9 protein-coding genes and 1 tRNA gene are annotated in these 14360 nt (G+C 44.2%); 6 read left to right on the top strand and 4 right to left on the bottom strand.

The window, feature by feature from the left end:
• Positions 1 to 72 precede the first annotated feature (72 nt).
• A complete protein-coding gene (locus DWX33_RS02420; RefSeq protein ID WP_121772872.1) occupies positions 73 to 543 on the top strand; it encodes an Lrp/AsnC family transcriptional regulator in 471 nt (156 codons plus the stop codon).
• A 97-nt stretch (positions 544 to 640) separates the two neighbouring features.
• Entirely contained in the window at positions 641 to 2926 is a 2286-nt protein-coding gene (locus DWX33_RS02415; protein ID WP_121772873.1) for a bifunctional (p)ppGpp synthetase/guanosine-3',5'-bis(diphosphate) 3'-pyrophosphohydrolase, read from the top strand.
• A 45-nt stretch (positions 2927 to 2971) separates the two neighbouring features.
• Here DWX33_RS02415 and DWX33_RS02410 read toward each other — a convergent pair whose 3' ends face one another.
• From DWX33_RS02410 to DWX33_RS02395, 4 genes are all read right to left on the bottom strand, one after another.
• Positions 2972 to 3922, bottom strand: a complete 951-nt coding sequence (locus DWX33_RS02410) for a calcium/sodium antiporter (protein ID WP_005866891.1) — start codon at positions 3920 to 3922, stop codon at positions 2972 to 2974.
• 6 nt (positions 3923 to 3928) lie between these two features.
• Positions 3929 to 4330 carry a DUF3127 domain-containing protein gene (locus DWX33_RS02405; protein WP_005861275.1) on the bottom strand — a complete coding sequence of 134 codons (402 nt, stop codon included), beginning with the start codon at positions 4328 to 4330 and terminating at the stop codon, positions 3929 to 3931.
• 79 nt (positions 4331 to 4409) lie between these two features.
• Positions 4410 to 4766 (bottom strand): MerR family transcriptional regulator, encoded by a 357-nt coding sequence (locus DWX33_RS02400; RefSeq protein ID WP_005861277.1) that lies wholly within the window; start codon positions 4764 to 4766, stop codon positions 4410 to 4412.
• A 14-nt stretch (positions 4767 to 4780) separates the two neighbouring features.
• On the bottom strand, positions 4781 to 5764 hold the full coding sequence (locus tag DWX33_RS02395; RefSeq protein WP_005861279.1) for a M23 family metallopeptidase: 984 nt from the start codon (positions 5762 to 5764) through the stop codon (positions 4781 to 4783).
• Between the two features lie 98 nt (positions 5765 to 5862).
• On the opposite strand from DWX33_RS02395, the gene alaS reads away from it, so the two are divergent.
• From alaS to DWX33_RS02375, 4 genes are all read left to right on the top strand, one after another.
• The gene (gene alaS, locus DWX33_RS02390; protein WP_057326001.1) at positions 5863 to 8484 is read left to right on the top strand and encodes an alanine--tRNA ligase; all 2622 of its coding nucleotides are present in this window, start codon (positions 5863 to 5865) and stop codon (positions 8482 to 8484) included.
• Positions 8485 to 8638: 154 nt separating this feature from the next.
• A complete protein-coding gene (aroB, locus tag DWX33_RS02385) occupies positions 8639 to 9700 on the top strand; it encodes a 3-dehydroquinate synthase (RefSeq protein WP_005861282.1) in 1062 nt (353 codons plus the stop codon).
• Positions 9701 to 9736: 36 nt separating this feature from the next.
• Positions 9737 to 9811, top strand: a tRNA-Pro gene (locus DWX33_RS02380).
• A gap of 866 nt (positions 9812 to 10677) precedes the next feature.
• Positions 10678 to 13737 carry a DUF6383 domain-containing protein gene (locus DWX33_RS02375; protein WP_122379774.1) on the top strand — a complete coding sequence of 1020 codons (3060 nt, stop codon included), beginning with the start codon at positions 10678 to 10680 and terminating at the stop codon, positions 13735 to 13737.
• Positions 13738 to 14360 lie beyond the last annotated feature (623 nt).

The raw sequence follows: 14360 nt of genomic DNA, 5'->3' as shown, positions 1-14360 counted from the left end.
TTTTAGGGCTATAAATAGAATACATCTTCGGCGAAGGACGCTGGGGAATCAATCCGATAGAATTTTTTTCTTATGAATGTTTCTGATAAGTTAGACAAGGTGGATCTGCAAATCCTCCGAACGTTACAAGATAATGCCCGGTTGACTACGAAAGAGTTGGCGGCAAGGGTCAGTCTCTCGTCAACCCCGGTGTTCGAGCGTTTAAAACGTCTTGAGAATAGTGGATATATAAAGAAGTATATAGCGGTACTAGATGCGGAGAAGCTGAATCAAGGCTTTGTTGTCTTTTGTAGCGTGAAATTGGTTCGGCTGAATAAGGATATAGCTTTTGAGTTTACCCGGATTATCCAAGAAATCCCCGAGGTAACGGAGTGCTATAATATTTCAGGCGATTATGATTACTTATTGAAGATACACGCTCCCAATATGAAATATTATCAAGAGTTTATTTTGAATGTGTTAGGAACGATCAATAGTTTGGGCTCGTTGAGAAGTACTTTTGTCATGGACGAGGTTAAACACGACTATGGGATCCATATTTAAGCTGTAGATATTCTATTTTTGTCTTTTGTTAGGGTTTCCTTCCAAATATTTGTATATATTTGTGGCTATACAGTATAAAAATGGGAGGTGTAAAACCATGGACGATACAAAGGACACAAAAGATATAAAAGAAACGGGCGAGACTGCGTCCGTTCTCTCTGCGGACGAACAGATGATACAAGATGGGTTCAATGCGCTGTTGAACGATTATTTGAAGTCAAACCACCGCCGTAAGGTCGAACGAATCACGAAAGCCTTTAATTTCGCCAATCAAGCGCACGCCGGAGTGAAACGGCGTTCCGGCGAACCTTATATAATGCATCCTATCGCCGTGGCTCGTATCGTATGCCGGGAGATGGGTTTGGGCTCTACCTCTATTTGCTCTGCGTTATTGCATGATGTCGTGGAAGATACCGAGTATACGGTGGAGGATATCCGGGATATGTTCGGAGACAAGATCGCCCAGATCGTGGATGGCTTGACGAAGATATCCGGTGGCATTTTTGGGGAACAGGCCTCGGCTCAAGCCGAGAACTTCCGTAAGTTGCTGCTGACTATGAGTGACGATATACGGGTGATTCTAATCAAGATCGCAGACCGTCTTCATAATATGAGGACTTTGGGTTCCATGCTTCCCGCCAAGCAATTTAAGATCGCGGGTGAGACTCTTTATTTGTATGCTCCTCTGGCGCATCGTCTGGGTCTCTTCTCGATCAAGACGGAACTGGAGGATTTGAGTTTTAAATACGAGCATCCGCAAGAATACGATTTCATCAGCGCTAAGTTGAAAGCGACAGAAGAGAGCCGTAATAAATTATTCGAGCGTTTCGCCGCCCCTGTGGACGAGAAGCTGAAATCGATGGGACTTCAGTATGAGATGCGTGCCCGTGTGAAATCGGTCTATTCCATTTGGAATAAGATGGAAAGCAAGGGTGTCGCTTTCGAGGATATTTATGATATTTATGCGGTCCGCATTATTTTTGACCCGCTTCCCGGTGTGGACGAGAAAAACCAATGTTGGGATATCTACTCGGCTATTACGGATATTTACCGGATTCGTCCCGACCGTATCCGTGATTGGGTGAGCCGTCCGAAAGCGAACGGTTATCAAGCGCTTCATCTGACCGTTATGGGACCGGATGGACAATGGGTAGAGATCCAGATCCGTAGCCGCCGTATGGATGATATCGCAGAGAAAGGCTTCGCTGCCCATTGGAAATACAAGGAATCCAACGTGGAGGAGGATACGGAATTGGATAAATGGATACAAACCATTACCGAGATATTGGAGAGTCCGGACCCGAATGCGCTGGATTTCTTGGATACGATCAAACTGAACTTATTTACTTCCGAGATATTTGTTTTCACTCCGAAAGGAGATATAAAGACATTGCCCCAAGGGGCTACCGCCTTGGATTTCGCTTATGCGCTTCACTCCGATATCGGTAATAAATGTATTGGCGCTAAGGTAAACCATCGTTTGGTGCCATTGAGTCATCCGCTGTCCAGTGGAGATCAGGTGGAGGTCTTGACTTCCCGTTCTCAGGAGCCGCAACCGGAGTGGTTGAACTTCGTGACTACCGCTAAGGCTCGTGCGAAGATCGATGCCGTATTAAAGCGTGTCCGTAAAGAGGTCGCTAAGTATGGAGAGATAAAAGTTCTTGATGCCTTCAAGCGTTCGGAGCTTGAGGCGAGTACATCCAATCTGGATAAATTAGGTATGTACTTTGGATTCTCGAAACGCGAGGAATTCTTTTATGCGGTAGAGAAGGGGGATGTGGTTTTGCCCGAGAATTTAAAGAAGCTGTTGAAGGAGAAGACGGATAATGTCTTGTTTAAGTATGTGAAACAGGCGTTGGGTGTCGCTTCCAAGAAGGTGAAACAACCCGAAGAGGAGGAAGCCAAGAAAGAGAAGCCTAAATATGATAAGAAAAAGCCTTATTTATTGAAAGAGGAGGCTTTTGAGCGTAATTATGTAATTGCCGAATGTTGTAAGCCGATTCCGGGAGATGACTCTTTAGGTTTTATCAATGACGATGGTAACGTAGTGGTTCATAAACGTTCCTGCCCGATCGCCATGCGCTTGAAAAGTAGCTTTGGCGAACGTATCTTGAATACGGTTTGGAGCAGCCATATGAACGCTTCTTTTGAGGCCACGCTAGAGGTGAAAGGTATAGACTCGATAGGCGTACTGAATACGATCACGAAAACGATTTCCGAGGATTTCAACGTGAACATCATGCGCTTGCTGATCGAGGCGAAAGACGGCGTGTTCGAAGGTAAGATAAAGATGAAAGTTCATGACGTAGAAGATATCCAGAAAATGTGCGTGACTTTGTCGAAGATACAGAATATTAAATCTGTCGGACGTGTAGCGGATTAAGTGTAGCGAAGTGCTTCGCTACACTTTTGTTTTATAAAAGCTTTATCAGCCGACAATCAAATAAGTTATATAAGCTATATAACAAGCGATCAATAGGATTCCCTCCGGCCTAGTGATGGTCCGTTTCTTGAAGAAAAGGCCAAAAATATAAAGCAATACGCATGAACCGATCATGACGCCCAAATCCAGATTGGTAATGCCTTGTATGTTCATCGGCGTGATTGTTGCGCTACAACCTAATACGAAGAATATATTGAAGAGGTTGGAACCGATAACATTTCCGATCGCCATCTCCGGGTTCTTCTTTAATGCGGCCACGACGGAAGTCGCTAACTCAGGAAGAGAGGTTCCTCCGGCCACTAAAGTCAAACCGATAATAGATTCGCTGACACCCAGTCCACGGGCGATACCAGAAGCTCCATCCACGAAAAATTGTCCTCCGTAAATCAAACCAGCCAATCCACCAATGATGAATAAACTCGCTTTCCAAATGGGCATTATTTTAATCGTGCTCTCTCCATTTTCCTCTCCATTATGTGCGATTGCGAATGTATAGCCAAGGAAAATGGCGAAGAAGCATAATAGTAACATTCCATCGCTACTACTGATACTATTTTGCGACGCGCCGTTGATCAAAACGTCATTCGCGCAAATAAATAATACGATTGAGGCAAGCACGCAAAGAGGGATCTCTTTGCTCAACGTACCTTTCGTGACGCTGATCGGTACGATAGCGGCCGTACAGCCGACAATCATCAAGGCGTTAAATATATTGCTTCCTACTACATTACCAATAGCGATATCTGAGCTTCCTTTCAAGGCAGATACGACACTGACCGTTAATTCCGGTGCGGAAGTCCCAAACGCCACAATAGTTAGCCCGATTACTAAGCTGGAAATATTGAAGCGTTTGGCTACTGAGGCGGCACCATCCGTCAAGGCGTTAGCCCCAACTAAAATTAGTAGTAAACCGCCAATTAGTAATACGATATCCATTAGTCTTTAGAATGGCAAATCATCGATTGGATTGGCCGGTCCGAAATCAGGAGCGGATGAGGCTGGAGCCGTAGGAGCGGAAGCCGGAGCGAAATTATCCGGAGTTACTCCCATCGGAGCGGCTTGAGGAGCTGCCGCCATCGGACGGTCTACTTTCCATGCGTTGATACTGGTGAACCAGCGGCCTTGGTACTCACGGCTGTCAATGTCGAAAGAGACTGTCAATTCCTCGCCCGGCTGAATGGCCGCTTGAGCGATCTTATCCGCTCCGAATATCTGGAAGCATACTTTCTTGGGATATTGATCGTGTGTCTCTAATACGTACTCTTGTTTTTTCCATTCGTTTCCGGCTTTGCTGACACCGCCTACTTCCGGTAGGACTTGAATAATTTTTCCTGTAATTTCCATGTCTTGTATTTTATTTGCTTATGTTTTATTTAATTGGGGACGAAGGTACGGTTTTGTTCTGGTTTTATCAACAGAATAATCACACTTTCGGGGCAAAAGCATCAAATGCGTCTTTCATAGCTAACAGCTCTTCTTTGATCTGTTTCAGGCGGTTTACGATCTCTTCTTGCCGGATCGTCGTCTCTTTATTGTCCTTCAGTTTTTGCCGTGCGCCGGCCAAGGTCATCCCTCTCTCTTTAACCAGATGGTAGATGAGGCGTACCGCGTCGATATCCTCCTGCTTGTAAAAACGGGTACCTTTGCTCGTCTTCCTTGGATTGATGATATCGAACTCCTTCTCCCAAAAGCGAAGGGTGGACTCGTTCACGTCGAACATCTGCGCCACCTCGCTGATGGAAAAATAGAGTTTGAGATCTTTATTCTTTTTTAGACTCATACTGCTAATGAAGTTTAATCCATAACCTGACCATGATTCTCGGCAATCTGGATCATACGGTCGTATTCCTCAGGTGAGAGATCCATGTAATAGTATTTGGACGGATTATCATACTTCCCTCGTACGATTACCTCATAATGCAAGTGAGGGCCGGTAGATTTCCCGGTATTTCCAACCTCGCCAATCACCTCTCCACGAGTAACCTTTTGTCCGACACGTTTCTTGAACTTACTCATATGACCGTATAATGTCTGATAGCCGTAGCCATGATCGATAATCAAACAATTTCCGTATCCCTGTTTCCAAGCGGCAAAAGTGACTACGCCATTACCTGTCGCGTAGATCTCCGTTCCCACTTTAGCCGAGAAATCCATTCCGGAATGGAAACGAGGTGTACGGTAAATCGGGTCGATACGTACGCCATAGCCGGAAGCGGTACGACGCAGATCCTTATTGGAAATCGGCTGGATCGCCGGGATACATTTACTTCTCTCTTCTTGGTTCTTTCCTAGGGAGATCAGTTCTTCCAAGGAATTGGATTGGATATATAATTGCTTACGTAGCATATCCATCTTTTGGGTCGTGGAGACAACAAGCTCCGGATTGGACAGGCTCATCAAATGCTCGTAACGGTTTGTCCCTCCAAACCCGGCTTTCCGAACGGATTCGGGTATAGACTCAGCTTGGAAGATAGCCCGGTACAGATTCTCGTCACGCTGTTGGATATCATCCAATACGTCCAACGCGTTATTTAAGCGAAGGGAAAGCACCTCGTATTGAGTTTGCAATAGGCGGTTCTCCTTACGTAACTGAGATTCCATCGGAGAGTCCACCAAATGCATCATGACGAAAAAAGTGGCTACGCCGAACGCTATTCCGGTGCTTAAATGGCGGAGAACGGTGAACAGCCGGTCTTTGCTAGATGGGTATACACGCTCATAATTGAGAGTGTTCGGATTGTATAAATAGTATGTTTTGCGACTTTTAAAGAGTTTCATCTACATTTTTTGTTATCTGAATGCACGCAAAAATAATAATTTGCAGTACTTTTGCAAATTGTTTTTCAGAATATTAACGAGAACTATATAAATAGATTATGTTGACAGCAAAAGAAATCCGTGAATCCTTCAAGCAATTCTTCGCTTCTAAGGAACACCAGATCGTGCCTTCCGCTCCAATGGTGGTAAAGGGTGACCCCACGTTGATGTTTACGAACGCGGGAATGAATCAGTTTAAAGATATTATCTTGGGCAACGTGCCCCGTAAGTATCCTCGTGTCGCGGACTCTCAGAAATGTCTTCGTGTTAGCGGTAAGCATAACGATTTAGAGGAGGTAGGACATGATACCTATCATCATACGATGTTTGAGATGCTCGGAAACTGGTCGTTCGGAGATTATTTTAAGAAAGAGGCGATCAACTGGGCTTGGGAATACTTGGTAGAGGTATTGAAGCTGAATCCGGAGCGTTTATATGCCACCGTATTCGAGGGAAGCCCCGCTGAAGGCTTAGATCGTGATAACGAAGCTGCTGGTTATTGGGAGCAATATTTACCGAAAGATCATATTCTGAACGGTAACAAACATGATAACTTCTGGGAAATGGGGGATACGGGTCCTTGCGGTCCCTGTTCCGAGATCCATATCGACCTTCGTTCGGACGAGGAGCGTGCGGCGGTCAGCGGTGCCGATATGGTAAATAAGGATCATCCGCAGGTAATCGAGATCTGGAACCTTGTATTTATGCAATTCAACCGTAAGGCCGATGGTTCTTTGGAACCGCTGCCGGCTAAGGTGATCGATACCGGTATGGGATTCGAGCGTCTGTGTATGGCATTGCAGGGTAAGACCTCAAATTATGATACGGACGTATTCCAACCGATTATCAAGGTAATTGCGGGAATGGCGGGTACGACTTACGGTACGGATAAACAGCAAGACATCGCCATGCGTGTGATCGCCGACCACATCCGTACGATCGCTTTCGCTATCACGGACGGACAGTTGCCTTCCAACGCTAAGGCCGGTTATGTAATCCGTCGTATCTTGCGGCGTGCCGTTCGTTACGGTTATACGTTCTTGGATCGCAAGGAAGCGTTTATGTATAAGCTTTTGCCCGTATTGATCGAGACGATGGGCGACGCTTATCCGGAATTGATCGCTCAGAAAACCTTGATTGAGAAGGTTATCAAGGAGGAGGAAGAATCTTTCCTTCGTACCTTGGAAACCGGTATCCGTTTGCTGGATAAGAAAATGGAGGAGACGAAGGCTGCGGGCAAGACAGTCTTGAATGGCGTAGATGCCTTTACATTATATGATACCTACGGATTCCCGTTGGACTTGACGGAATTGATTCTTCGTGAGAACGGCATGGAAGCCGATATCGAGGAGTTCAATAAGGCTATGCAGAAGCAGAAAGAGCGTGCCCGTAACGCCGCCGCTATCGAGACAGGCGACTGGATCACGCTGAAAGAGGGTGAATGTAAGTTCGTGGGTTATGATTTGTTCGAATGCGAGGCAGAGATCTTGCGTTATCGCCAGATCAAACAAAAGAATAAAGTATTATACCAGATCGTTCTGGATCAAACCCCGTTCTATGCGGAAATGGGTGGACAGGTCGGTGATACGGGTTGGTTGATCGCCGACGACGAGAAGATCGACGTGATCGATACGAAACGTGAGAATAATTTGCCGGTTCATTTGGTTACTAAACTACCGAAGGACGTAACGGCTACATTTACCGCGAAGATCAACGTGAAAAAGCGTATCCAGTGTGAGTGTAACCACTCTGCCACGCACCTTTTGCATGAGGCGTTGCGTGAGGTATTAGGTACGCACGTAGAGCAGAAAGGTTCGTATGTTTCGCCTGATTCTTTGCGTTTCGACTTCTCTCATTTCCAGAAAGTGACGGACGAGGAAATCCGTAAGGTGGAAATATTGGTTGGAGAGAAGATCCGTGCGAACTTCCCGTTGGAAGAGCATCGCAATATGCCGATCGCCGAAGCAAAGGCGCTAGGGGCTATGGCTTTGTTCGGTGAGAAATATGGCGATGAGGTACGTGTCGTGAAATACGGAAGCTCCGTGGAGCTATGTGGTGGTACGCATATCCCGGCAACCGGTATGATCGGTTCTTTGCACGTGATAGGAGAGAGCTCTATCGCCGCAGGTGTCCGTCGTATAGAGGCGGTTACGGCCGAGGGCGCCGAGCAATTCGTATATGCCCAGCAAGATCTGATCCGTGAGTTGCGTGCGTTGATGAACCATATGCCGAATTTGGCGCAAGCGATGAAAAAGTCTATCGAGGAGAATGCGGAGATGAAGAAACAGATCGAGGATTATATCCGTGAGAAGTCTATGCGTTTGAAGGAGGAGATCGTGGCGAAAGCTTCGGAGAGTAATGGTATCAAGGTTATGCAGTTCGTTGGTAAGGCAAATGCGGACGCTATGAAGAACGTGGCTTTCCAGATCAAGGCGGAGACAACCGATAGCTTTGTCTTTGTTGCCGGTATCATTGACGATAACAAATGCACGCTCATGCTTATGTTAAGCGATGATTTGGTGAAAGAGGGCTTGCATGCCGGTAAGATCGTAAAAGAGGCCGCTAAGCATATCCAAGGCGGTGGTGGTGGACAACCCCATTTCGCTACGGCCGGCGGTAAGAACATGGAGGGTCTTTCTATTGCGGTTGGCGCTGTGAAAGAGGCTGTTGGAGTACAGTAAAATCGGTTCGGAAGAAATTGACTTTTCTTTCGGACGCAATGATAGATTCCTTCGGATCGAATAAGAATTCCATCCGAAGGAATTTTTTTATGTCGTTTTGATAATCGGAATACATGTTTTACCTTTGTGGTCTAAGGTTTTAAATAAAAAAGATATGTCAGAGCAAAAAGTGGTTATTTGCAAGGACCTGAAATCGGAACTGCAAGATTTTCTCTCCTCTCTAAAATACGATAAGTTGTTCATCCTTATGGATACGAATACCAAAGAGAAATGTTTTCCCTTGGTAGAGGATATACCGGCCTTTCAAAAGGCGCCGATTCTCGTGATGGAAGCGGGTGATATGAATAAGGGTTTTGTCTCTTTAGCCCAGATATGGACAGCTTTGTCGAATGAGGGGGCTTCCCGTAACTCCTTGCTGGTGAATTTGGGCGGCGGTATGATTACGGATATGGGTGGTTTTGCCGGCGCTACTTTCAAGCGGGGCATCCGTACGATCAATATCCCTACGACCTTGATGGCGTCCGTCGATGCTGCGGTTGGCGGTAAGACGGGTATAAACTTCAATGGGTTGAAGAACGAGGTCGGTTCTTTTTATCCCCCCTTGTGTGTATTCATCGATTGCGATTTCTTGCGCACGTTGGATCGCGATAATATCCTTTCCGGTTATGCGGAGATGATCAAGCACGGGTTGATTAGTTCGATGGAGAATTATGCGTCTGTCATGCTTTTTGATATCGACACCATGAATTATTCGTATTTGAATAGTTTGGTAGGCCAGTCGGTCGCCGTGAAAGAGCGGATCGTAGAGGAAGATCCCAAGGAACAAGGTATTCGTAAGGCATTGAATTTCGGTCATACGATCGGCCACGCTTTCGAGAGCTTGTCTTTCCTGAAAATGCGTCCGATCTTGCATGGTCATGCGGTAGCGGCGGGTATCGTGAGCGAGCTTTACCTCTCGCATAAGCTGTGTGGCTTCCCGATGGAGAAATTGAGTCAAGTCGTTTATTATATAAAAGAGTATTATCCGGCGCTCTTCTTTGACTGCACGGACTACGATACCTTATATGAGTTAATGACACATGATAAAAAGAATGAGGGCGGTATCATCAACTTCACTTTACTGAAAAATGTAGGAGATGTCCGTATCAACCAATCGGTCACCAAGGAAAAAATCTTAGAGTCTCTTGATTTTTATCGTGAAAGTTTTGGCATTTAACGGAAAAAAACTACCTTTGCACCCGTAAAATAAAAGCGGGATGTAGCTCAGCCCGGTTAGAGTACGCGTCTGGGGGGCGTGTGGTCGCTGGTTCGAATCCAGTCATCCCGACTAAAGCTGAGAGAAAAGGAGTTAAGTCTATGGCTTAACTCCTTTTTTTGCTCTTTATCACTTTCCTAAAACAATAAGGCAGTAGAAATTCCGACTCATCCGATATTCATGGGGGATAGCCTTAAATCATGACAATAGATTAAAATTGATATATTTCCGTTTGAATTTAGTGCGGTCATTCCAGCCTATTTTAGCCATTATTTCTGTTAATGGTTGCTTAGTGCCGACTTATCGGTGCATGCTCTGTGAGTTCAAAGTCTTTTGGGGCACGATTGTTTATCGGAGTAGGGAGGCCTAGCTGTTTGATAGAGTGCCATTGGCTCCTGAAGTGAATAACTAACGGCTTGTCGAATGAATAACTAGCGGCTATATATAGCCGCTAACTAACGGCTCGGGAAGTGAATAACTGATCACTTGGAAAGCCTTCTACGGCCTGCGAAATCAAGTATGCGTTAACCTAGAGGAGGATTCTTGGAAATTATATTATATATGTACACGTACATTAAAGAATATGATGTATATGAATAGGCTTTAGTAATACATACCAATAATATCAAGGACTGATTTATCTGATAAAACGGCTAGTCTAAACGATCGTTTTAATTCGTCATTTGCAAAGGTACGCGTTTCTTTGATACCTGCAACCCTTCCGAGCTATTTTTTTTATCCCTTATTCGCTTTCTTATCAATAGGATAGCCTATCCTTTACGAAACAACCGATTCCGTAAACGAACCTCCCGTTTTCCCTCTTCAAAAACGCAAGATCTAAACGATGGTCTAGACTAGTCGTTTTGGTATGGCGAAGGATAATTAAAGAGTTGAGAGATATTTAATTAACACTATTATTAATATTTAAATTAGAGATTATGAACAAGAAGTTTTTTACTTTGGCGGTTAGTGTCCTGCTAACCTCGGCGTTTACCTCTGTCTCTGCTATTAATACAACTACATCTCCGGATAAAGTTGTAGCTGCAAATGGCACGAAGGATGATGGCCATGAATTCAAATCAGGCAAGAAGTATTATGTAGCGATGACTGCTGCTGATGGTACTTTAACTGATGGAGAATTTGTATTAGGAATAAAGAATACGGATGGAACATTAAGTGCCACAACAGCTGCTGCGGAAAATGTTAAGTTTGATGACGAGAATATTGCTCAATATCTGTGGGTGGTAGAGAAAGCTGTAGGTACGGATGGTAAGACGTATTATACATTTAAGAATCCGGAAGCCGGGGCTTATTTGAGCTTTGATAAGAGCGGTAATTTGGTGACAAAAAAAACGGAAGCGGTAGCAGGCAAGGCTGATAAGTCTATTTATTTTTATTTTGGTTCAAATGATAGTTATGACGGAAAGGGACAATTGCTTAAGTCTGCGGCTAAGGCTCCGGATAATGAATTAACTCTATCTGAAAATGGAATCGCTGTTGGTGCGACAGGTGATAATAAAATCGTTCTGTTTGAGGCCGCTGAAAATACAATGACTGCTGATGAGTTGAATAGTCAATATCTAGGAGATGGCTTCTCTTTGAAGTTCGCTAAGGAACCGACAGAAAATATTTTCAGCCAGACAGTAAAGGCATACAATTTAGCGGCGACTGTGGCTCCCAAGGCTGGTACTTATTTTGCGATATCAACACCTGCGGAAGGTATCAATACACCCGATGACTTTGAGGCTTCTACATTCATAGCGATTAACTTGGAGAAGAATTATGGCTTTAACGCCCTAGATCCTAAGGCTGGACAAGGTTATGAGTTTACGATAGTTGGTGGTAATGTGTTGAAGAAGGATGCTGACATTGAGAAAGATGAATTACCGGTAGAGAATGCGATGTTCACGGTGACAGAGAAATATCCTACAAATGATCCGGGTAAATATACTTTGACAATGTCCGCTACGGTTATTAAGGATGGAAAATATGATGCTGGACAGAATGTTGCTGTAGGTGTCGTAACGAATGCAGGCACTAATTATTTAACGACAACCTCGGTAAATGGTGCCACGGTAGCTCAGTTTGGCGCCTCTAATATTATTAAACCGGAATCGTTATTGAAGGCTGATGCTCCAGCTGTTTATCAGATCATGTTCACAAGTGGAGCAGATAAGGTAAGTGGTAACAATAGCTCAGAGTATGGTAAATATTTGCGAGTTAGTACGACTACCACCGGTGCTTCTACCACTTGGAGTTTGTTAGCTGATGGATCAGACTATACGATGATGAACGCTCCGATCGCTCAATGGACAATCGTTGGCGTAGATGAGAATGGATCATTTATCTTCCGTAACCGTGAGACAAATGTTGAGATCAAGCTAGGTTTGTATGATCAAAATAACGCTATCCTTGTTCATGGTGCTAAGATTTGTACAGGTAAATGGGATACTCCTGCAGATGTTACAGATGCGAGATTCATATATGGATATGTGAATAGAGCAAATGAGCATGTTTATTCCTCAACTTATGGCGAGATTAATGCTAAGAATATCCAATTAATCCCTGTAGAGAGTGTTGATCCGATGGCCGGTTTCTTGAATCTATCCGATGAGGCTATCGCTTATGGTCCGGTTAAATTGAATTTCAAGAAACAAGATTCCCGAATCGCCGATGATTTACTTTTGACAGTTGTTGATAATGATAAGGTTGAAGCTCATAAGCAAGAGGCCGGCTTTACTTTGTGGAATATCACTAAATTTGACAAAAGTGCAGCCGAGTTGAAAGCTGCTAAATCTGATACGATCCTGAACGTTAAGGGTTATGCTTATTGGGATGCCACTAAGAAATTAGTGAAGACTGTTGCTTCTGGTGATACGGTAGCCGTATTGTCTTATGCTTTCAATCCGGTTAATTCAGATAAATATTTGAAGGCTGATGCCTCTGCTATCGCTACCGTTACTAATTCTACTCCTATGGGTAAGTTTATATTCAAGCAGAACTTGGATGGTTCTTATTCCATGTTGAAGTCTGATAAGAAATATACCGATATGATTAAGGCTGATGGTAATGTCGCTAGCTTGAATACAGGAACAGGAAAGGTAGAGTTTAATTCTTCTACAATCTATGCTGATAAAGACAGTTATCGTGCAGTCTCCTTATTGCGTGAGGATATGGTATCCTTGAAAGGGGAGTTACGTCATGCGGCTTTCCAAGCTGTAAATGGTGGATTCATGGCTGTAGGTAAGGATATGCAGGCAGTGGTAGCTCCGGCTGACGCATCTGCGGAGAACTTGACATTCTGGTTGGATACCGCTGATGTCAATACTTACTTACCTTCGTTCTTCATCTCCAAAGGTATAGCGGAAAAGACGGAGAGAGCCTTCTTGTACAATGCGTATGACTCTGCTTATTATTATAGCACAGGTGCCGCAAGTGAGGTTAAGGATTTCAACTATATCATGAAAAACCAAGGCGAAGAAATAGTGAAAGCTATTTTCCGTCCTGCTACTTTGGTGAATGCAGATACACTGACTACTCAAGTGAAAGGTGAGACTGTGACTGTTGCGGCTGTCGCAAGTAAAGGCGTTTTGGCTGGCTTGAACAACTATAAGTTCAACATTGTATTGAAAGATGCCGCTACAGAAGGTGACTATGTGATTAGAAGCTTGTCTAATGCGCAGTATCTGTATAGTTTGAATGGAAAAATCGGTTTGACTAGCAATTTAAATGAAGCTTTGGTCGTAACCGTTGAAGATGGTATCATTCCGACCGGTAACGAGTCTATTGACAACGCTACTTCTTCTATCGTAGTAACAGGCAACGCCGGTTCCGTAACGATCCAAGGCGCTCAAGGCGAGACCGCTTATGTTCGCAACTTATTGGGTATGCCGTTGGCAGAGACAGTTGTCACTTCCGATAACGCTACGATCGCTGTTCCTGCTGGAATCGTTCTTGTAACGGTTGGCGACGAGACCGTAAAGGTTGTCGTTAAATAAGACATGTAAAGGAATAATGAAAAGATAAATCGAAAATCATTCCCGTGCGGATTATCCAAGTACCCCGAGAGGGCGAACAAGCGGGAATGGATTAATATTAATACTAAAGTAATAAATTAAAGTTCATCCGTAAGTACTTCCGTGAGGATGGAAACGGATCAAAGGCAAGGGGAGACAGTATTGCGCTGTTTCCCCTTATTTGTTGATAAGGGTAGATAAGGGCTTTGTTGGTGAAATGGACGGTATTCGATCTTTTTGATTGATATAAGGGGGATATCGTGACATACCCTTTTTGAGAGAGGTATGAAGTAGGGGAGATCGGAGGGGTATAAATAGCCTTTTTCATGCAAAAGGACCACTTTTTACACACGATAGGTGGTAAAAGGCAGTGCGACTAGTCGTGTTTGGCAACGACAGTAGTGCCGTTGGGCATCGTAAACAGTCATGAATAGGGTTGTTAGTACTCATGAATGGGCATCGTAACCCTGTTATATCCCTGTCGTAACTCAATGAGATAGCCCGGATAAGCTATAGGATATGAATTAGGATGAATTAAATTCGCTAGGATAAAAGGCTGTTTTTAACTAATGCCGTATAAGACAAATGATTGCTAATATTTTTTC

This window comes from Parabacteroides sp. AF19-14, from assembly GCF_003635485.1.
Lineage (GTDB): Bacteria > Bacteroidota > Bacteroidia > Bacteroidales > Tannerellaceae > Parabacteroides > Parabacteroides distasonis.
The sequence above is the reverse complement of the archived record's forward strand: the minus strand, read 5'-3'. Positions and strand labels throughout refer to the sequence as shown.